General features: G+C 63.0%; 17 protein-coding genes. 7 read left to right on the plus strand and 10 right to left on the minus strand.

The window, feature by feature from the left end:
• Positions 1 to 2 precede the first annotated feature (2 nt).
• A complete protein-coding gene (gene cstA / locus V4835_RS17755; RefSeq protein ID WP_024906987.1) occupies positions 3 to 2,108 on the minus strand; it encodes a pyruvate/proton symporter CstA in 2,106 nt (701 codons plus the stop codon).
• Between the two features lie 268 nt (positions 2,109 to 2,376).
• Between cstA and V4835_RS17760 the strand changes: the two genes are divergently transcribed.
• Genes V4835_RS17760 through V4835_RS17770 form a run of 3 tightly spaced genes read left to right on the plus strand, consistent with a single transcriptional unit; the run spans position 2,377 to position 4,659 of the window.
• On the plus strand, positions 2,377 to 3,072 hold the full coding sequence (locus V4835_RS17760) for a nucleoside recognition domain-containing protein (RefSeq protein ID WP_063143213.1): 696 nt from the start codon (positions 2,377 to 2,379) through the stop codon (positions 3,070 to 3,072).
• Positions 3,069 to 3,533, plus strand: coding sequence for a YjiG family protein (locus tag V4835_RS17765; protein WP_010428441.1), 465 nt, complete (start codon positions 3,069 to 3,071; stop codon positions 3,531 to 3,533). The genes V4835_RS17760 and V4835_RS17765 overlap by 4 nt, the downstream gene beginning before the upstream one ends.
• A 13-nt stretch (positions 3,534 to 3,546) precedes the next feature.
• Positions 3,547 to 4,659: a M20 family metallopeptidase gene (locus V4835_RS17770; protein WP_063143214.1), complete on the plus strand. Its 1,113-nt coding sequence runs from the start codon at positions 3,547 to 3,549 to the stop codon at positions 4,657 to 4,659.
• A gap of 89 nt (positions 4,660 to 4,748) precedes the next feature.
• On the opposite strand, the gene entH is transcribed toward V4835_RS17770, so the two are convergent.
• The 5 genes from entH to entC are packed head-to-tail and all read right to left on the minus strand — an operon-like array spanning position 4,749 to position 9,579.
• Positions 4,749 to 5,162 (minus strand): proofreading thioesterase EntH, encoded by a 414-nt coding sequence (gene entH / locus V4835_RS17775; RefSeq protein WP_063143215.1) that lies wholly within the window; start codon positions 5,160 to 5,162, stop codon positions 4,749 to 4,751.
• A gap of 1 nt (position 5,163) precedes the next feature.
• The gene (entA, locus tag V4835_RS17780; protein WP_331413054.1) at positions 5,164 to 5,919 is read right to left on the minus strand and encodes a 2,3-dihydro-2,3-dihydroxybenzoate dehydrogenase EntA; all 756 of its coding nucleotides are present in this window, start codon (positions 5,917 to 5,919) and stop codon (positions 5,164 to 5,166) included.
• Positions 5,919 to 6,773 (minus strand): isochorismatase, encoded by an 855-nt coding sequence (locus V4835_RS17785; RefSeq protein WP_063143217.1) that lies wholly within the window; start codon positions 6,771 to 6,773, stop codon positions 5,919 to 5,921. Before V4835_RS17785 ends, entA begins: the two co-directional genes overlap by 1 nt.
• 10 nt (positions 6,774 to 6,783) lie before the next feature.
• Entirely contained in the window at positions 6,784 to 8,394 is a 1,611-nt protein-coding gene (entE, locus tag V4835_RS17790; protein ID WP_063143218.1) for a (2,3-dihydroxybenzoyl)adenylate synthase EntE, read from the minus strand.
• 9 nt (positions 8,395 to 8,403) lie between these two features.
• Positions 8,404 to 9,579 carry an isochorismate synthase EntC gene (gene entC / locus V4835_RS17795; protein WP_331413055.1) on the minus strand — a complete coding sequence of 392 codons (1,176 nt, stop codon included), beginning with the start codon at positions 9,577 to 9,579 and terminating at the stop codon, positions 8,404 to 8,406.
• 188 nt (positions 9,580 to 9,767) lie between these two features.
• On the opposite strand from entC, the gene fepB reads away from it, so the two are divergent.
• Positions 9,768 to 10,727, plus strand: coding sequence for a Fe2+-enterobactin ABC transporter substrate-binding protein (gene fepB, locus V4835_RS17800; RefSeq protein WP_331413056.1), 960 nt, complete (start codon positions 9,768 to 9,770; stop codon positions 10,725 to 10,727).
• Between the two features lie 77 nt (positions 10,728 to 10,804).
• Here the strand turns inward: fepB and entS are convergent, their stop codons facing one another.
• On the minus strand, positions 10,805 to 12,043 hold the full coding sequence (entS, locus tag V4835_RS17805; protein ID WP_331413057.1) for an enterobactin transporter EntS: 1,239 nt from the start codon (positions 12,041 to 12,043) through the stop codon (positions 10,805 to 10,807).
• Between the two features lie 108 nt (positions 12,044 to 12,151).
• On the opposite strand from entS, the gene fepD reads away from it, so the two are divergent.
• The 3 genes from fepD to fepC are packed head-to-tail and all read left to right on the plus strand — an operon-like array spanning position 12,152 to position 14,942.
• On the plus strand, positions 12,152 to 13,156 hold the full coding sequence (gene fepD, locus V4835_RS17810; protein ID WP_331413058.1) for a Fe(3+)-siderophore ABC transporter permease: 1,005 nt from the start codon (positions 12,152 to 12,154) through the stop codon (positions 13,154 to 13,156).
• Positions 13,156 to 14,145, plus strand: coding sequence for an iron-enterobactin ABC transporter permease (gene fepG / locus V4835_RS17815; RefSeq protein ID WP_331414143.1), 990 nt, complete (start codon positions 13,156 to 13,158; stop codon positions 14,143 to 14,145). Before fepD ends, fepG begins: the two co-directional genes overlap by 1 nt.
• Complete coding sequence (gene fepC / locus V4835_RS17820) at positions 14,142 to 14,942, plus strand: iron-enterobactin ABC transporter ATP-binding protein (protein WP_331413059.1); 801 nt, start codon at positions 14,142 to 14,144, stop codon at positions 14,940 to 14,942. The genes fepG and fepC overlap by 4 nt, the downstream gene beginning before the upstream one ends.
• Before the next feature lie 108 nt (positions 14,943 to 15,050).
• On the opposite strand, the gene entF is transcribed toward fepC, so the two are convergent.
• The 3 genes from entF to fes are packed head-to-tail and all read right to left on the minus strand — an operon-like array spanning position 15,051 to position 20,327.
• Entirely contained in the window at positions 15,051 to 18,908 is a 3,858-nt protein-coding gene (gene entF / locus V4835_RS17825) for an enterobactin non-ribosomal peptide synthetase EntF (protein WP_331413060.1), read from the minus strand.
• Positions 18,905 to 19,117: an MbtH family protein gene (locus V4835_RS17830; protein WP_032662857.1), complete on the minus strand. Its 213-nt coding sequence runs from the start codon at positions 19,115 to 19,117 to the stop codon at positions 18,905 to 18,907. Before V4835_RS17830 ends, entF begins: the two co-directional genes overlap by 4 nt.
• A gap of 10 nt (positions 19,118 to 19,127) precedes the next feature.
• On the minus strand, positions 19,128 to 20,327 hold the full coding sequence (gene fes / locus V4835_RS17835) for an enterochelin esterase (RefSeq protein WP_331413061.1): 1,200 nt from the start codon (positions 20,325 to 20,327) through the stop codon (positions 19,128 to 19,130).
• Positions 20,328 to 20,342 lie beyond the last annotated feature (15 nt).

Raw genomic sequence — 20,342 nt, forward strand, 5'->3', positions numbered from 1 at the left:
GGTTAATGCGCCCCTTTGGCCTGGGTGACAATCTCTTCCAGGTTTTCAGGCATTGGCTCGTACGGCGTCTCTTTCGCCGTTGGCTTATCGTTTTTCAACGCCGCCAGCGCGGTCTTGAGAGAATACAACGCCAGCACCACAACCACCACCATAAAGAAGATGGTCAGCCCGGCGTCCAGACGGTTGTTAAACACCAGCTGCGACAGCTGGGACTCGGTGTACTGCGCCGGGATCTTACCGCTGTCGATCATCGCCTGGAACTTGTTGGCGATTGCCAGGAAGCCCACCTTGTTATCCGGACTGAAGGCTTTCTGCCAGCCCGCCGTCAGGGTACAGATCAGCAGCCATGCGGTTGGCACTAATGCCACCCACGCGTAACGCTGGCGCTTCATCTTGAACAGCACCACCGCGCAGAGCATCAGCGCCATGCCCGCCAGCATCTGGTTGGCGATACCGAACAGCGGCCACAGGGTGTTAATCCCGCCAAGCGGATCGACCACGCCCTGGTGCAGGAAGTAGCCCCACGCCAGCACGCACAGCGCCGTCGCCAGCAGGTTAGCCGGGAGCGAATCGGTACGCTTCAGGTTCGGGGAGATCACCCCCAGCAGATCCTGGAGCATAAAGCGCGCCGCACGGGTTCCCGCATCCACCGCCGTCAGGATAAACAGCGCCTCGAACAGGATGGCGAAGTGATACCAGAACGACACGTCCATCAGCCCGCCCAGCGCGCCGTGAAGAATATACGCCATGCCGACCGCCAGCGTCGGCGCCCCGCCCGCACGGGAGATAATCGACTGCTCGCCCACTTCACTGGCGATGCTCGTCAACGTATCAGGGGTAATCGCAAAGCCCCAGCCGCTCACCACCTGCGCGGCGGACGCCACCACGTCAACGGTGCCGGCAGGCGCCAGCACCGCCATCGGGCTGTTCATCGCGAAGTACACGCCCGGGTCGATGATACAGGCCGAGACCAGCGCCATGATGGCAACAAAGGACTCCATCAGCATACCGCCGTAGCCGATCAGGCAGGCCTGATTTTCATTCGCCAGCATCTTCGGCGTGGTGCCGGAGGCGATCAGCGCGTGGAAGCCCGACACCGCGCCGCAGGCGATGGTGATAAACAGGAACGGGAACAGGTTACCGGTCCAGACCGGGCCGGTACCGTCGATAAATTTGGTTAACGCAGGCATGGTCAGGGTCGGGCGCATAATCAGAATGCCGATCGCCAGCCCGATGATGGTGCCGATTTTCAGGAAGGTGGAGAGGTAGTCACGCGGGGCCAGCAGCAGCCACACCGGCAGCACCGCCGCCACAAAGCCGTAGCCCACCAGCATCCAGGTCAGCTGCACGCCGGTAAAGTCGAAGAACGGCGCCCAGGTCGGGCTTTCCGCCACCCAGCCGCCGGAGATAATGGCGAACACCAGGAATACCAGACCGATCACCGACACTTCACCAATGCGCCCCGGGCGCAGGTAGCGAATGTAGATCCCCATAAACAGCGCCAGCGGAATGGTGAAGGCAACGGTATAGGTTCCCCACGGGCTGTGGGTCAGCGCTTTCACCACGATCATCGCCAGCACCGCAAGGATGATCACCATGATCATAAAGGTCGCCACCAGCGCAATCACCCCAGCGGTTGCCCCCATCTCCTCTTTCACCAGCTCCCCCAGCGAACGCCCGTCGCGGCGGGTCGAGACGAACAGCACCATAAAGTCCTGCACCGCGCCCGCCAGCACCACGCCCGCGAGGATCCAGATCATCCCCGGCAGGTAGCCCATCTGCGCCGCCAGCACCGGCCCCACCAGCGGGCCCGCTCCGGCAATTGCCGCGAAGTGGTGACCAAACAGCACTTTTTTGTCGGTTGGTACGTAGTCCAGCCCGTCGTTATGGCGGACGGCAGGCGTCATGCGCGTCGCATCAACCCCTAAGACGTTCTTCGCGATATAGCGGCCATAAAAACGGTAGGCGATCAAATAAATGCAGACGGAGGCGACGACGATCCAGAGCGCGTTGATCTGTTCCCCCCGGTTGAGGGCGATATAGCCTAGGGCAAAGGCTCCCACAACGGAGAGCCCTGCCCATGTAAGGTATTTCCCTGAGTTGTTCATAGTGGTTATCCGTTGTTGTGAAACAGTGAGATGTTACATTTTGTTTCTAGAACAACCGGAAAAATTTAACAACTTTGAAACGCAATAATGCGTGGTCAAACCAGACATTTACACCACATTGTTAAGCCGATCACTTTCGCGACGTCCTCTGTCACACTTTTGCCTTTTTCAGCCAGACGCAGCCTTACGGAATGATTTGTATCATTTTTTTTGCTCATAACCTCGCCAGAATGATCCTGCGCAATCGCGCGCTTACAAGGAAAAGGATATGAACAGTTCTGTACCTCAGGATCAAAAGGTCGGGCCGGGCGCGTACTTCGCCCTGGCGTTTGCAGCCGTTTTCTTCTCTGGCCTGTTAGGCGGAAAAGAGTGGTACGGCGTGTTTGATTTCACCACCCTCAACGGTGCGTTTGGCAAAGTGGTCAGTAAAGCCAGCCTGGATGACGGCACGTTGACGACCGCCAGCAGCGCCTTTCGCGGCACCGGCGGCAGCGGTGCGATGGACGGGTTTCTCTTCGCGCTCGGTTTAATTCCCGCGGTGATGTTCGCGCTGGGAATGATCAACGTGCTGGAGCACTACGGCGCCCTGCGTGCCGCCCGCAAGCTCTTGACCCCTCTGCTGCGCCCGCTGCTGGGCATTCCCGGCACCACCGGGCTGGCGCTGATCGGCAGCCTGCAAAGCACCGACGTGGGCGCGTCGCTGACCCGCAACCTGTCAGACGAAGGGCAAATCAGCGAAAAGGAGAAAGACGTTTTTGCCATGTTCCAGTTCTCCGCCGGGGCGATGATCACCAACTTTTTCTCTTCCGGGGCGATCCTCTTCACGCTGGTCGCCGTTGACGGCACGGCGGCGGTACCCACGTCCATCGGAGCCTGTATCGCCGTCATGTTCATCATGAAAATCGTGGGCGCAAATCTGCTGCGATTGATCCTGTCCTTCAACCGTAAAGGAGACGCCGCATGAGTGCCCCACAGTCTAACCCCGTAATTACCGATGTCTTCGTCGAGGGCGCGCGCAAAGGCTGGAGCATTGCAACCAGCAGCACCCTGCCCAACGTGGTGATGGCATTTATCATCATCAAAGCGCTGGAAATTACCGGTGCCCTGAAAGGGCTGGGCATGATCTTCGCCCCATTAATGGGCCTGTTCGGCCTGCCGGGTGAGGCCGCTGCCGTGCTGATTGGCGGCTGGATGTCGATGGGCGGCGGGATCGGCGTCGCCATCGGCCTGTTTGATAAAGGCATTATCACCGGCGAGCACCTGGCGATCCTGGCGCCCGCCATCTACCTGATGGGCTCGCAGGTGCAGTATCTGGGCCGCATTCTGGGGGTGATCGGCACCCGCGCCAAACGTATCCCGCTGATGATCGCCATCTCGGTAGTCAACGCGTTTTTAGCCATGCTGCTGATGCGCATTATTCTCTGAACAGGACGTGCACATGAATCTTGACCACTATATTGAAGAGCTGAAAACCCTGGTGAACGTGGACTGCGGCACCCAGACCATTGCGGGCGTTGCCGCCGTGGCAGGCATTATTCAGCAGCTCTGGGAGCGCGAAGGCTGGCACACCGAGCAGGTGAATCTGGGCGATAAGGTAGGCCCGGGTGTGTTCGTCAGCAACAAGCCGCAGGCGGAACGCTTTGACGTGCTGCTGGTCGGGCACCTGGATACCGTATTTGCCCCCGGCACCGTCGCCGAGCGCCCGTTGAGCGAGGACGATACCCGCCTGTACGGTCCCGGCGTCTCGGATATGAAGAGCGGACTTCTGAATATTTTGTGGGCGATGCGCGGGCTCGACGCCGCGGACAAAGATCGCCTCGCGATTGCCGTGGCGATGAACCCGGACGAAGAGACCGGCTCGGTGCATTCCCACGAATGGATCGGCGAGCTGGCTAAGCGTTCCCGCTGCGTGCTGGTCTGCGAAGCCGCCCGCGCCGACGGTTCGCTGGTGAAAGCGCGTAAAGGGATGGCGGGCTATCACCTCACCTTCAGCGGCGTAGCGGCACACGCGGGCAACGACCCGGAGAAAGGCCGCTCGGCGATTACCGCCCTGGCCAACAGCGTCATCGCGATTAATACGCTAACCGACTGGGATCGCGGCACCACGCTCAACGTCGGGGTGATTCACGGCGGCAGCGCGGCCAACGTGGTGGCGGATAACGCCGTAGCCGAGCTCGACGTGCGCTTCTGGGAAAACGACGAGTACGACCGGGTGAATCAGGCGCTGGAGGCGTTATGTGAAAAAGGCTTTTTAGACGGCGTGACCACGACGCTTGCGCGGGTGAATCACAAACCGGCGATGGCAGCCAGCGTTGCGACGCAGGCCCTGATGCAGCAGGTTGAAGCGGCAGGAAAAGCGGAAGGTATCGACATCACCTGGCAGGCGGTCGGCGGCGGCAGCGACGCCAACCACACCGCCGCGCTGGGCATCCCGACGCTCGACGGACTGGGGCCAATTGGTGCCGGGTTCCACAGCCCTGCGGAATGGCTGGATAAAGCGTCGATTGCACCGCGAATTCGGCTGTTGAAGCGGGTGGTATCGATGCTGTAAACATTGCCCGGTGGCGCTTCGCTTACCGGGCCTACGTGTGAGGTGTAGGCCGGGTAAGGCGAAGCCGCCACCCGGCAATCCTGCACCGTTCAACCCAACACCATCGTACTCAACCGACAGGTACAGCACCGCCGCCCCTGCTCGTCGAATACCACAATCTCCCAGCTCTGGGTGGAGCGGCCCAGATGCAGCGGCTGGCACACCCCGCGCACCTTACCGTGAGACACCGCGCGATGGTGAGTGGCGTTCAGCTCCGTTCCCACCACGCTCTGCCCGTCACGGGTCATCAGAAAACCGGCCATTGAGCCCAGCGTTTCCGCCAGCGCCGCCGATGCGCCGCCGTGCAGCAGGCCAAACGGCTGATGGGTGCGCGCATCCACCGGCATTTCCGCTTCCAGCGTGTCGTCGCCGATACGGGTATAGACAATGCCGAGATGCGCCACCAGGGTGTTCAGGCTGGTCGCGTTCAGCTCCTCGAGCGGTAAATGACGTTTCCAGATCATCTTACGCCCCCAGCGTGGAGCCGCCGTCCACCACGATATCCTGCAGGGTGATATGGCTGGCGGCATCGGATGCAAGGAACAGCACCGTGCTGGCAATCTCCTGCGGACGGGCGATTTTGCCCAGCGGAATGCCGAGCTTAAACTGCTCGCCAAAGCCGCGAATGCGCTGGTGCTCCGCGTCGTCACGGGTCCACAGGGTACGCTGCATATCGGTGTCCGTCGATCCCGGCGACACCAGGTTACAGCGCACGCCGCTGCCCGCCAGCTCCAGCCCGACGGTCAGGGCCAGGCTTTTCAGCGCCGCCTTCGACGCACCGTAGGCGCTCATGCCGATGCGCGGCGTGTGCGCCGCATCGGAGGCCACCGTCACAATCGCCCCACCTTGCTGACGACGGAACTGGCCCATCGTCTGCTGGAACAGGTTGAACGCGCCGCCGACGTTGACCGCGAAGGTCTGCTGCCAGTCCTCCTGCGAGAGCTGGTCCGTCGCCCCCATGCGCAGAATGCCCGCCGCGTTGACCAGCACGTCCAGACGCTCAAGGGTATTAAGCAAACGGCCACACACGTCGCTGACCTGAGCAAAATCCGCCACGTCCAGCGTTTCGGTGGCGAACGGATAATCACCCAGCGGAAACGCCAGATCGAAGCCGGTCACCTGTGCGCCTGCCTCCACAAAGGCCAGCGCCGTCGCGTAGCCGATCCCCTTCCCCGCGCCCGTCACCCAGACGGTCTTGCCGGTAAAATCGAATCCCGCCATCACTTCACCTCGCGGGAGAGCAGCGCCCACCAGGCGTCGATTGTGGGATTTTTTGCCAGCATCACGAAGTCGATATCGCCGTGCACTTTGCGCCAGCGGGCGGCCAGCGCCATCATGCGCACCGAGTCCAGGCCGTAGTCGATCAGGTTTTCGTCATCCATCGGCTCGTCAGACTCGTCCAGCAGCGGCAGGATCAGTTCACGCAGCGCGGCTTTGGTCGCCGGAACGGACGGCAGCAGCTCGTCGGTCATCACCACGCGGCCCGAGCGTCCGGCCACGTAGTTCAGCGACATCAGGTGCTCGTCGCGGGTGAAATCCGCCAGCGCGTCGGCGATAAAGAACGGCTTGATGTCGCGCATAAAGGCATCGGTGGCGGTGGTCATGCAGCCGATGTGGGCGTAGACGCCGGTAATCAGCAGCTGGTTGCGGCCCGTCTCTTTCAGCATCTGCTCCAGCGGCGAGCGGTGGAACGCGCTGTAGCGCCACTTCACCAGTACCGTATCCGCTTCGTCCGGGGTCAGTTCAGCGACAATACGCTGCTGCTCCGGCGAGCGGGTCAGGCCCGGCCCCCACATGTCGTTCAGCAGGGCACGGTCTTCGTCGCTCTGCTCTTTGGGCTGCGCGGTGTAGTACACCGGAATATTGTGCGCTTTGCAGTAAGCGCGAAGTTTGGCGATATTCGCCACCACCTGCTGCATCATCGCGCTGTTTTCGCCCCAGAAGTTCAGGAAATACTCCTGCATATCGTGGATCAGCAGCGCGGCGCGCTCCGGCTCAAACGCCCAGTTCACTTTATTCGTCGGCAGCTCTGCGGCGGTCGGCAGCGCGTAAGCGGTTAATTTTGGAATGGCCATACTCTGTTCCTCAGCCCCGGGCGCGTTCAGCAAGCCACAGGCGCAACTGTTTTTTATCGACTTTGCCGACCGGCGTCAGCGGGAGCGCATCCACGCTCTCCACGCGGTCCGGCAGCTTGAATTCGGCAACGCCCTGCTCGCGCAGGAAACGGCGCACCTCGACCGCACGCAGGGGCTGTTTCACCACCAGATACGCGCAGCTTTTTTCGCCCAGCAGGCTGTCCTCCATGCTCACCAGCGCGGCGTGGATCACCGCCTCATGGCGCAGCAGCAGGTTTTCAATCTCTTCGGCGGCGATCTTCTCGCCGCCGCGGTTGATCTGATCCTTCTCGCGCCCCTGCACGGTGATGTAGCCCTGCTCGTCAATGGCAATCAGATCGCCCGAGCAGTAAAAGCCGTCGGCGTCAAAGGCGCTGGCATTGTGTTCCGGGCTGTTGAAATAGCCGCGGAAGGTATACGGCCCGCGCGTCATCAGACGCCCGACCTCACCGCGCGGCAGCGGGTTGCCGTGCTCGTCCGCCACCCACACTTCGTCGTCCGGGCACATCGGGCGGCCCTGGGTGTTGATGATGCGCTCCGGCGCGTCGTCGAGCGCGGTGTAGTTCACCAGCCCTTCCGCCATGCCGAACACCTGCTGAAGCTGGCAGCCGATTTCCGCCGGAATGCGCGCCGCGAGCGTGGCGGAGAGGCGTGCGCCCCCCACCTGCAGCAGCTTGAGGGACTTGAGCTGCGCGTTCCCCGCGCCGTCGGCAATCGCCTGTAGCCACAGGCTGACCGCCGGAGGGACCAGCGAGGTGACGTTAACCTGATGCCGTTCAATCAGCGGGAAGCAGAGCGTGGCGCTCGGATCGTTCGCCAGCACCACGCAGCCCCCGGCGGTGAAGATGCCGAGCGATCCCGGCGAGCTCATGGCGTAGTTATGCGCCGCGGGGAGCGCGTTCAGGTAACGGGTCTCGGCGGTAATGCCGCAGATCTCGTTGCTGCGGCGAATGCTGTAGTCGTAATCGTTATGCGTGCGCGGGATCAGCTTCGGCGTGCCGGTGCTGCCGCCGGAGAGCTGGAAGAAGGCCACCTCGTCGGCGGGCGTCGGGTTCGGAATGAAGTTATCCGCCGGACGCGCAATCGCCGCTTCCAGGGCATGTTCGCCCTTATCGCCGCGCAGCAGTACGACGCGCACGGAACGGTGTTCATCCACAAATGCATTGAGGAAGTCATCGCCCGCGAACAGGGCGTGGCCGCGATCGGCAATCAGCACGGTGGGTTTGATCTGCGCGGCGTAGGCGTTCAGCTCGCTGCGCTGATGGCTAAAGAGCGCGTTGACCGGCGCGACGCCGATTTGCAGCAGCGCGAAGAAGGTGATGTAGAACTCGGCCACGTTGCCAAGCTGCACCAGCGCGGTCTCGCCGCGATGCAGCCCCTGCGCCTGAAGGGCGGACGCGAGGTTGTTCACCGCCTGATTAAACGCGCGGTAGGTAATGTGACGTTCGCCGTCGATAATCGCTACCGCATCGCTGTCCGCGCGATCCGTCAGGATGTGGGTCAGCGGCAGATCCTGCCAGTAGCCTTTTTCGCGGTAGCGGCGGGCGAATTCCTCAGGCCAGCGGGTAAAAGGGATGGTCATGAGTATTCCTTAGTGCAAACCAAATACGTTGAGCATGGTGGAGAGCTTCACGCCCGTTTCGCGCCACTCGCCCACCGGCGAGGAGGCGGGCACAATGCCCGCACCGGCAAACAGGCGAACGGTATTTTTATGCAGACGCGCGCAGCGGATGGTCACCACCCACTCGCCGTTGCCTTCGCTGTCGCACCATCCGACGATGCCGCCGAACAGCTCGCGGTCAAACGGCTCCAGCTCGGCGATCAGTTCTTTCGCCGCCTGGTGCGGGAAACCGCTCAGCGCCGGCGTCGGGTGCAGCAGGCAGGCCAGCGTCAGGGCGTTTTCATTCTCACGCGCCTCGCCTTCTACCGGCGTCGCCAGATGCCACAGCGTCGGCGTGGTAATCAGCTGAGGAGAATCCGGCATGCTGAGATGGTGGCTGCGCGGCGCCAGAATGGCCTTCATCGCCTGGGTCACCAGGTCGTGCTCGTGACGGTCCTTTTCGGAGGCCAGCAGCTTATTGCCCGCTTCGCGATCCAATACGTCGTCCGGCTGACGACGCGCCGAGCCTGCCAGCGGCAGCGAGCTAAAGTGCGCGCCCTCTTTACGCAGCAGCAGTTCGGGGCTTGCTCCCAGCAGCACGCCACCGTCTTCCAGCGGCACGTGGAAGTTAAAGCTCGCCGGGTTCTGGGCGATCAGGCGCTCCATCAGCGCGCCGCTGTCCATGTTTTTGTCGGTCGCGATATCGATCAGGCGCGACAGCACGACCTTGTTCACCTGCGGCGTGGCGGTGAGCGCCGCGGCGCGGGCGACCATCTCTTCAAACACGGGCTGCGGCGGGATCTCGGTGCGTTGTTCTACCTTCAGCGCCTGCGAGCCGGAAAAATAGCGTGCGGACTGCTGGCGTGCCGGACGGGAAAAGGTCTGCCAGCGCTGCGGAATAAACAGAGAGGATGGCTTGCGGGTATCGAACGGAATCGCCCCTACCATCACCGGATGAGCAATACCGTTGGCTTTCGCATTCCGGAAGGCCTGGGCTAATTTTTGCTGGAAGTGCCCCGCCGGATCGTCGCCGCCGACGGCGGGTTCACTAAAGCGGGCAAAGCAGCCGGACGTGGTAAAGCTGCGGTAAGGCGACATAAAGAAAAAGCGGTCTGATTCCAGCGTGGTTGCGGTGTGCTGAACTTCCTCAGCCAGTGACGTATCCATATCATCCTCCTCAAAATGATAAAAGAAGCAATAATGATTATCATTTATATTTTCGTCGGCTAACCTAATCCCACATCGCTTCGCTGTCAACCGTCGGGCAAACAACTTATGCGACAAAAGCTTGCATCCCTTCCCGGCAACCATGAAAATGAGAAGCATTATCTTCAACAAAAACAGGATGTCGCGCTGTGAAATTCCCTGCTCTATTCCGTAATACCCTGCTTTTATCTGGACTTTTTGTTTTAGGACTTGCCTCAGCCGCTGCCGCCGACTGGCCGCGTCAGGTGACCGACAGCCGCGGCGTTCACACGCTTGAGAGCAAACCGACGCGCATTGTCTCCACCAGCGTGACCTTAACCGGCTCCCTGCTGGCGATTGACGCACCGGTCGTTGCCAGCGGCGCAACCACGCCGAACAACCGCGTGGCGGATGGGCAGGGTTTCCTGCGTCAGTGGGGAGATATCGCAAAACAGCGCAAGGTTGCGCGGCTGTACATCGGCGAGCCGAGCGCTGAAGCGGTAGCGGCCCAGATGCCGGATCTGATTTTGATTAGCGCCACCGGCGGGGATTCCGCGCTGGCGCTGTACGATCAGCTCTCCGCCATCGCCCCAACGCTTATCATTAACTACGACGATAAAAGCTGGCAGGTACTGCTGACGCAGCTGGGCGCGATTACCGGGCAGGAAAAACAGGCCGCAGAGCGCATTGCCGCGTTTGATAAACAGCTCGCGCAGGTGAAACAGCAGATGAAGCTGCCGCCGCAGCCGGTGAACGCCATCGTCTACACCGCCGCCGCGCACAGCGCCAACCTGTGGACCGCGGAATCCGCGCAGGGCAAGCTGCTGCACCAGCTGGGCTTTACGCTGGCGGAGCTGCCCGCCGGGCTGCAGACCTCCAAAAGCCAGGGCAAACGCCACGACATTATTCAGCTGGGTGGGGAAAACCTGGCTACGGGGCTGAACGGCGAAGGGCTGTTTGTGTTTGCCGGTGACCAGAAAGACGTGGATGCGATTTACGCCAACCCGCTGCTGGCGCATTTACCGTCGGTGAAAAACAAACGGGTCTGGGCATTGGGAACCGAAACGTTCCGCCTGGATTATTACAGCGCGATGTTGGTGTTGCAGCGTTTAAATTCAATTTTTAAATAAGTGGCACGTTCCCCGTAGGCCCGGTAAGCGCAGCGCCACCGGGCGTTTTGTCGGGTGGCGGCTACGCCTTACCCGACCTACAAGGTCAAGACGCTCTCCTGCCTGAATCGGCGCAGTTCTGCCAACGACATTAATAAAACCACGCCAATAATTGCCAACACAAACCCGCTGCTGCTCGCCGAGGCCACCGGGGTCATTATCGCCCCCAGCCCGCCGAGGATCGCCGCGCCAATCGCATCGCCCGTGACGTTCTGCGCGGTCCACAGGCCGTTGATGCGCCCGAGCATCCCTTCCGGGGTCTGGGTCTGGATCAGGGTGTACTGCAAAAGCGAGCTGATGGCGCTCAGCCAGCCGAAAATCACCAGACACATTACCCCGAGCGCCCACACCGGCATCAGGCTAAAGAAGCCGATGGCGATAAACGAGGCCAGCGTGGCAAGCAGCATAATCAGCCCCGGACGCGCGCTCTGCGCCAGGTTCCCGCTGGTCAGCGCCCCGCACGCCGCGCCGAGCGGAATGGCGGCGTAAAGAATGCCAATCTCCGAGGCGCTCATCTGCCACTCTCCCGCCAGCGCCGGGTACAGCACGCGCACGGCGCTCGCCATCGTCAGCAGGCCGCCGAGCAGCGCAATCCCGCCAATCAGCGGGTTGCTGAACAGGAAACGAATCGCGGCCATCAGCGATTTCATCGGATGCTCGCGCGGCTGCGGCGGAGGCGGCAGCAGCGGCAGGCGCAGCAGCGTCAGCGTGGTGATAAAGGTCCCCGCCGCCGCCAGCCCGTAGTTCCACGCCACGTTGCCGGTCGCCAGCAGCAGGCCGCCTACCATCGGCGAAATCACCGAGCCGAGGCGCACGGTGAGCATGGTGATCGCCCCCGCCTGCATCAGGTTCTCGCGCCCGACCAACGCGGGCGTCGCCGCCAGCAGCGCCGTCACGCCCAGCGAGGCAAAAAAGCCGTCCCACAGCCCCAGCGCGTAAATGGCGATCAGCGATGGCTCCGGCAGCATCGCGTTCAGACACAGCCCGATAAAGCCCACGCCGCAGGTGCCGCGCGCCAGCAGGATCAGCTTTTTACGCTCGTAGCGGTCCGCCAGCACGCCGCCCACCATCAGGCCGATGAACATCGCCCCGCCGGTTAAGGTGACGGATAACCCCACCAGCCAGCTGGAGTGCGTCATGGTCTGGATTTGTACCGGCACGGCCACGCCGAGCAGCCCGAGGGACAAAATGGAGATAAAGCGAGCGATAAAAACGGCGCGATACGCCGGGTGCGTTTTCAGCAGGCTGAGGTTGAGCAGCCAGGATTTTTGATTCATGACAAAGCCTTGAGTCTATTTCTACCCTTTCCATGGTCGCACATGCTAACATAGCCAAATAAGATAGATAACGATAATCACTATCATTATCAAATCATGGATGTTGCTATGTCGTTTTCCTCTTCTGCGGTGCGCGCCGTTGCCGTGCCCGTTTTACTGCTGCTCCTGAGCCTTGCGGTTGCACTCAGCCTGCTGGTCGGCGCGAAGCCGCTGCCCGCGTCCGTTATCGTTGATGCGCTCTCCGGCACCTGCCAGAGCGCTGACTGCATCATCGTGCTTGACGCCCGACTGCCCCGCTCCCTTGCCGGACTGCTGGCGGGTGGCGCGCTCGGCCTTGCCGGCGCGCTGATGCAAACCCTCACCCGTAACCCGCTGGCGGACCCCGGTATTCTCGGCGTTAACTCCGGTGCCAGTTTTGCCATCGTGCTCGGCGCGGCGCTGTTCGGGCTAACGTCGCCCTCCGAGCAGCTGGTCATGGCCTTTTGCGGCGCGCTGGCCGCCTCGCTGGTCGTGGCCTTTACCGGCAGTCAGGGCGGCGGGCAGCTGAGTCCGGTCCGCCTGACGCTGGCGGGCGTGGCGCTCGCGGCGGTTCTGGAAGGCTTATCCAACGGCATCGCCCTGCTCAACCCGGACGTTTACGACCAGCTGCGCTTCTGGCAGGCCGGTTCGCTGGATATCCGCACCCTTGAAACCCTAAAAGTGGTGGCGATCCCGGTCATTATCGCCGCCGCCGTGGCGCTGTTTTTAAGCCGGTCGCTCAACAGCCTGAGCCTCGGTAGCGACACCGCGACCGCCCTCGGCAACCGCGTCGCGCGCACGCAGCTGATTGGTCTTCTGGCGATCACCGTGCTGTGCGGCAGCGCGACCGCCGTGGTTGGCCCGATCGCTTTTATTGGCCTGATGATGCCGCACATGGCCCGCTGGCTGGTGGGGGCGGATCACCGCTGGTCGCTGCCGGTGACGCTGCTGGCCACCCCTGCCCTGCTGCTGTTTGCCGACGTGCTGGGCCGCCTGCTGGTGCCCGGCGAGCTGCGCGTCTCGGTGGTCAGCGCATTTATCGGCGCGCCGGTGCTGATCTTCCTGGTACGCCGTAAACGCGGAGGTGGCGCATGATGGCCCCGTCCCGTCGTTTACTCACCAGCGTCTCCCTGCTGCTCATCGCCATTCTGCTGCTGGCGGTCTGGAGCCTGCGCAGCGGCGCGGTGACGCTCGATTTTGCTCAGGTGTTTAACGCCCTGCTCGGCAGCGCGCCGCGCAACATCACCATGGTGGTGATGGAGTGGCGACTGCCGCGCGTGGCGATGGCGATTCTGGTCGGCGCGGCGCTCGGCGTGAGCGGTGCGATATTCCAGTCGCTAATGCGTAACCCGCTCGGCAGCCCGGACGTGATGGGCCTCAACACCGGGGCCTGGAGCGGCGTGCTGGTGGCGATGGTGCTGTTTGGTCAGCACCTGACGGCGATTACCTTTACGGCAATGGCGGGCGGCATTCTGACCTCCTTACTGATCTGGGCGCTGGCCTGGCGCAACGGTATCGACACCTTCCGCCTGATCGTCATCGGGATCGGCATACGCGCCATGCTGATGGCCTTTAACACCTGGCTTTTACTGCAGGCCTCGCTGGAAACCGCGCTCTCCGCCGGGCTGTGGTACGCCGGCTCCCTCAACGGCCTGACGTGGGGCAAAACCTGGCCCGCCGCGCCGCTGATTTTGCTGATGTTTATCGGTGCGCTGCTGCTGGTGCGCCGTATGCGCCTGCTGGAGATGGGCGACGACAGCGCCTGTGCGCTGGGCGTAAGCGTCGAACGCTCGCGCCTGATGCTGATGCTGGTCGCCGTACTGCTGACCGCCGCCTCTACGGCCATCGCCGGGCCGATCTCGTTTATCGCCCTCGTGGCACCGCACATCGCCCGCCGCCTTAGCGGGACGGCGCGCTGGGGCTTAACCCAGGCGGCGCTGTGCGGCGCACTGCTGCTGCTGGCCGCCGATCTCTGCGCCCAGCGGCTGTTTATGCCTTATCAACTGCCGGTGGGCGTGGTGACCGTCAGCCTCGGCGGGATTTACCTCATCGTCTTGCTCGTTCAGGAGTCACGCAGGAAATGACAGACACAACCACCCGCTTGCGCGGCGAAAACTTAACCCTCGGCTACGGCAAAAAAATCATTGCCCGTGACTTATCCGTCGCCATTCCGGACGGCCATTTTACGGCAATCATCGGGCCGAACGGCTGCGGCAAATCGACCCTGCTGCGCACCCTGAGCCGCCTGATGACGCCGTCTGAGGGCAGCGTGTTCCTCGACGGGGAGCAGATCCAGCGCTTCGCCAGCAAAGAGGTGGCCAGGCGCATCGGGCTGCTGGCGCAAAACGCCACCACGCCGGGGGACATCACGGTGCAGGAGCTGGTCTCGCGCGGGCGCTATCCGCACCAGCCGTTGTTTACCCGCTGGCGCAAAGAAGACGATGAGGCGGTGAACCGCGCGATGCGGGCGACGGGGATTACCGATCTGGCCCAGCAGAGCGTGGACACCCTTTCCGGCGGGCAGCGCCAGCGCGCGTGGATCGCGATGGTGCTGGCGCAGGAAACGTCGATTATGCTGCTGGACGAGCCGACGACCTGGCTCGACATCAGCCATCAGATTGACCTGCTGGAGCTGCTGAGCGAGCTGAACCGCACGCAGGGGTATACCCTGGCAGCGGTGCTGCACGATTTGAACCAGGCGTGCCGCTACGCCACGCACCTGATTGCCTTGCGAGACGGTGAGATTGTGGCGCAGGGCGCGCCGAAAGAGATTGTGACGCCGGAGCTGATCGAGCGGATCTACGGCATGCGCTGCATGATTATTGACGATCCGGTGGCGGGAACGCCGCTGGTTGTGCCGTTGGGTAAACGTGCGGTCTGATGCCCTCACCCCAGCCCTCTCCCACAGGGAGAGGGAGCAAACCCAACAAACATCAACCACGGATCCGTAGGCCGGGTAAGGCGCAGCCGCCACCCGGCGCTTTTGACGTTACCCCAATATCTCCTTCAACACCGGCCCGATCTTCTCAAACGCCTGCGGTGAAATGATATCCACGTGGGCGCAGTCCTGGCTGTACACCTCAAGCTCCGCCACCCACGGCGCCCACGCGACCTGCGGATCCATCGTTCGCGTGCGCTCGGCGACAAACAGCGTCGCTTTGCCGTCAAAGCGCGCGCTGTGCGCCGTGGTGAGCAACCGCACCGCGTCGGCGTAGTTACCCTCGATAGCGTTAAACAGCTCGCTGGAGCCCTGCCCCTGCTGGGCGGCGATAAACGCCTGACGCTCGCGCTCGATTTCCGCCAGCACTTCCGGGTCGAGGCCGTTAGCCTCTTTCTCCGCCCAGTTCTGGGTTTCCGGCGGCCAGGTATCCAGCAGGCCGAGGAAGGCCACCTCTTCACCCAGCTCGCACAGACGGGCGGCGATACCCTGCGCCAGCGTACCGCCGAGGGAATAGCCGAACAGATAATACGGCCCCTGCGGCTGCTGCTGACGCAGCGTAGCCAGGTGATGCTCAATCACCCCATCCAGATCCGCACGCTGCTGCATCGGCCCGTCCGGGCGCGGCGACTGAATGCCGGTAATCGACCAGCGCGGGCCGAGATAGCGCGCCAGCACGCTAAACTGCCAGGCAAAGCCGGACGCCGGATGGAAGCAGAACAGCGTCGGGCCGTTGCCTTCGCGCAGCGGCAGCAGGGTTTCATACCCCAGACGCTGCGCCTGTTCGTCGCTCATCTGCGAGTCCAGCAGCGCGCTGAGCTTGCTCACCGTCGAGGCGACCATAATCTGCCCCGGCGTAACCTTACGGTCGAACGCGCGACTAAGCTGTGCGGCCAGGCGCATCGCCAGCAGCGAGTGTCCGCCGAGGGCAAAGAAGTCGGCCTCAATATCGTTGACCTCGCAGCCCAGCAGGGCAGAAAACGCCTGCGCGACGGCGGCTTCGGTTTCGGTTTCCGGCGCGCGCCCGGAGGTTTTGCTGGTCAACTCCGGCAGCGGCAGCGCCTTGCGGTCGAGCTTGCCGTTCGCGCTGAGCGGCAGCGAGCTGATTTGCAGCAGCACCACCGGCACCATGTGCGGCGGCAGCTGCGCTTTGAGCAACTCCAGCAGCGCGTCGCGATCCAGCGGTAAACCGGATTCAGAAACCACGTAGCCCACCAGCTGGCGGGCATCGCCGCCGGTTGCCGCCGCCTGATTGAACACGCAGGCGTGCGCCACGGCCTGCGCCACGTCCGGCAGCGACAGCATCGCCCGGTCGATTTCACCCAGCTCGATGCGCTGGCCGCGAATTTTCAGCTGGTCGTCGCTGCGGCCGAGATATTCCACCGCGCCGTTGTCCAGCCAGCGGGCCACGTCGCCGGTGCGGTACATCCGCTCGCCGGGGGCAAACGGGTCGGCAATAAAGCGGCTGGCGGTGAGATCCGGACGGCCCAGATACCCCTGCGCCAGCTGAATGCCGGTGAGATAAAGGTCGCCCGCCACGCCGAACGGCACCGGGCGCATCATCGCGTCCAGAATGCGCAGCCCCGTGTTCCACACCGGGAAGCCGATCGGCACGCTGTTGCCCTTCACCGCCGCCAGCTCGGGGCCAAACGCCGGATACCAGCTGACGTCCACCGCCGCTTCCGTTGGGCCATAGAGGTTGTGCAGCGGCGCACGGGTGAGCTGCTCCCACTCGCGGCACAGCTCGGTCGGCAGCGCTTCGCCGCTGCAGAACACCTGCTTAAGGGTTTTGCAGCACGTCACGTTTTCCGGGGTCAGCGAGGCGACAAACGCCGCCAGCATCGACGGCACGAAGTGGGTGGTGGTCACGCCGTACCGTGCGAAGAAGCTCTGCATCGCCTGCGGATCGCGGTGCGCCTCCGGCTCGGCCATCACCAGCTTCGCCCCGGCGATAAACGGCCACCAGAACTCCCACACCGACACGTCAAAGCTGCACGGCGTTTTCTGCGCCACCACGTCCGTCGCGTCCAGCGGGTAATGGTCCTGCATCCACTTCAGACGGTTAACGATGGCGGTATGGCCGACCATGACCCCTTTCGGGCGGCCCGTCGAACCAGAGGTAAAGATGATGTACGCGGTCTGCTCCGGTGTCGCCAGCCGCAGCGGTTCAGCACCCGCAGCCGGTAACAGTGTGTTGTAACTAAACGCCGTAATGGGCAGATCGCTAAAGCGCGGGAGCTGCTCGTTGGTGGTGATGAGCAACGAAGGTTTGGCATCTTCCAGCATCATCCGCAGACGGTCGTCCGGGTAGCCGGTGTCGAGCGGCAGCCACGCGGCGCCGGCCTCGACGATACCGTGCAGCGCCAGCGTCAGGAACACCGAGCGCGGCAGGGCCACCGCCACGCTGTCGCCCGGCTTCACGCCGCGCTCGCGCAGCAGGTTTGCCAGCGCGACCACCTGCTCGCGCATCTGACGATAGCTGAGTTCAATATGCGCATCCGCCAGCGCGGGGGCGTCCGGCGTTTTGCTCGCCTGCTCCGCCACCAGCTCCGCCAGCGTGGTGGACGGCAGCGCCAGCCCGGTATCGTTGATGCGCGCCAGCTGCTGATATTCCTGCTCCGAAACGGTTTCCACTTCGCCGCAGCGCAGATCAGGGTTGGCCGCAAACTGCATCAGCATCGCGTTCAGACGCGCGACGTGTCGGGAAAGCGTTGCTTCATCGTAACGCTGTTTATTGGCGAGGATCTCAATGCTCAACCCGCCCTGCTCGTCCGGGAACAGCGCCAGCTCCAGATCGTTCACCGGGCCGGTTGCCAGCGTGTGGGTGATGGCCTCCACGCCGTCGATATCGAGCTGATAGTCGAACACCTTGACGTTCAGCACCGGGCCAAACAGCGCTTCGTCGCCTGCTGCACGCCCGCCGTCGCGCACGATCTGCTCGGCGTCGTAGCGCTGGTGGCGGCGCATTTTTTTCAGCTGGTTCGCCAGGCGCAGCGCCAACTCCGACAGGCTCTCCTGCGGGTTGATATTCACCGCCAGCGGCAGGACGTTGAGCACCGGCCCGGTCGCGGTCAGCGCGGCGGAGCCCATGCGGCGCATAAAGATAAACCCGGCGGCGTAGTCGAGCCGTCCGGTCAGTCGGCCCAGCCACAGCGCCACCAGCGCAAGCGCCAGATCGGTACGCTGCGCCTGCCCTGCCGCCTGTGCAAGCTGGCTAAATGCGCGACCGTCGGCGGCAATTTTCAGGCGCAGGATATCGGTGGTGGCGGCGCGTCCCGGCAGCGGCGCGGAAGAGAGCGAGACCGGAGAAGGAAGCTGCCTGCGCTGCTCGGCCCAGAAGGCGCCGTCGCGCGCGTAAGCCTCGCTGTCGCGATAGCGCTGATACTCGTCCACCACCCCGGCAAACGGCGTAAACGGGGAGGCGGGCGTCGGTTCCCCCTTCTTCCACGCGGCGTAAATAGCGGCGATCTGGCGGGTAATGGCCGGGAAGCTGAAGCCATCCACCACCAGATGGTGATAGCGCTGATACCAGTACCAGTGGCTTTCTCCCACCTGAATCAGCTTATGTAACGCCAGCGGCTGACCGCTGTCGACGCGCAGGTTTTGATTGAGATCGGCCTCCATCAGCGCCACGGCGTCGTCGTGAGAGGCAACGCGAACGATGGACGGCTCCGGCAGAATGAAGGTGTCATCCACCCACTGCCACACCTCGCCGTTCTCCTCGGCAAAATGCATCCGCAGGGTATCGGCCTGCATCATGCCTTCAGCAATCGCTTTTGCCAGCAATGGCGCGTCGATGTCGCCTTTCAGTTCGGTGAAGTGCGCCACGCTCCAGGCGTTTGGCAGGGAGGACAGCTGTTCCGCCATCCAGATACCCGGCTGGGCGGCGACGAGAGGAAGACGGTTCATGCGCTCCCCTCCGCAAAATGGGACGGTTCAAGCGTGCGCCAGTGGCCGGCCAGCCACTGCTGGCACGCCTCCTGAGACTGCGCCTCGCACACCACGCGCCACCCCGCCGGCAGCTCGCACTGCTGCGGCCACAGGCTGTACTGCCCCTGGTCGTTTTGCAAAATGGCGAACTGTCCCTGCGGATTATCGAAAGGATTGCTGAATTCCATACAGACTCCGTTATTGAATGAGCGGCTGCCAGAGGGTCATCAGCCCCTGCGTCAGCCCACCGCGCCAGCAAAGCGCATCGTGTCCGCCGTCAACCTGACGCCAGGTAACCTGCTGCTGCGCGCGTAGTTCGGCGTAAATCGCCTGATTGGCATTGAAAATCAGCGGCTCGTTGCGCCCGGCCTCCAGGACGATATGTAGCCCGCTCGCGGTTAGCTCGCCCGCTCTGAGCTGTTCGATGAGGCACCCGTCCTGCTGCCCGCCGCGGTGCGGCCACCAGTACGAGCCGGACTGGCTCAGCACGCAGCCAAAACGCTGCGGCCAGTTGAGGCCAGCATAAAGCGAAGAGAGTCCGCCAAAGCTCTGGCCCGCCACCACGGTACGGTCGGCGCGGTCGCTGAACGGCGCGAGATTTTTTACGTGAGGGAGAAGTTCTTCCTGTAACGCCAGCCAGAAATCGGAGTTACAGGGCAATTCGCGGCTGCGGTGTTCCGTGTCGATCGCATCAATTAATACGTAGACCGCAGGCGGCAGCTTGCGCTCGGCGGTGAGCGAGGCCAGCGCGGGCCAGACCGGCATACTTTCGGCCCAGAACTGCCCGTCGAGCAGCACCGCCAGCGGGCGCTCGGGGCCGTCATCCCCGGTGGTAAAAATCCACACGCGGCGGCGGTTGTTCAGACGCGCGCTGTTCCACTCAATGCAGACCGGCGGCTGATACGGCGTATCGGGACGATCCCAGCCGGGCTGAACGGGCGCGTCCGGCATCTCCAGCGCCGAGACGGCATGACCGCGCCCGCCGCGCCAGCTCTGCGGATTCAGCGGGTCGGACACCGCATGCGGCAGCAGCTTACGCCAGCCTTCGCGCAGCGCCATGCGGTCCGGACGCGCGCCTTCAAACACTGCGCTGGCAAAATCATTTTCATCCACAGATGGGATAAAACAGTAGCTCCCGCGCCACTCGGGGCTGAACTCGCCCTGCCACTGCCAGACGTCGGTATCCGGGATGCGTTCGAGGGATTGCGGGCGGGCATTTTGATGGTGATCGGTCACGCCGGTGATGTAGAGCCAGACGCGTTTGACGGGTGAAGAATCTTGCGTTCCTTTCGGGTCACGCCACCAGAACGTGACGCGATATGCTCCCTTTTCAGGCTTCCATTCAGGCCCATTTTTGGACTGCCACCACGCTTCACTTCCCGTTGTTAACGCCGTCACCCTTATAACCTCATG

The organism is Enterobacter cloacae complex sp. CARB60 (assembly GCF_036487345.1).
GTDB classification, from domain to species: domain Bacteria; phylum Pseudomonadota; class Gammaproteobacteria; order Enterobacterales; family Enterobacteriaceae; genus Enterobacter; species Enterobacter asburiae_D.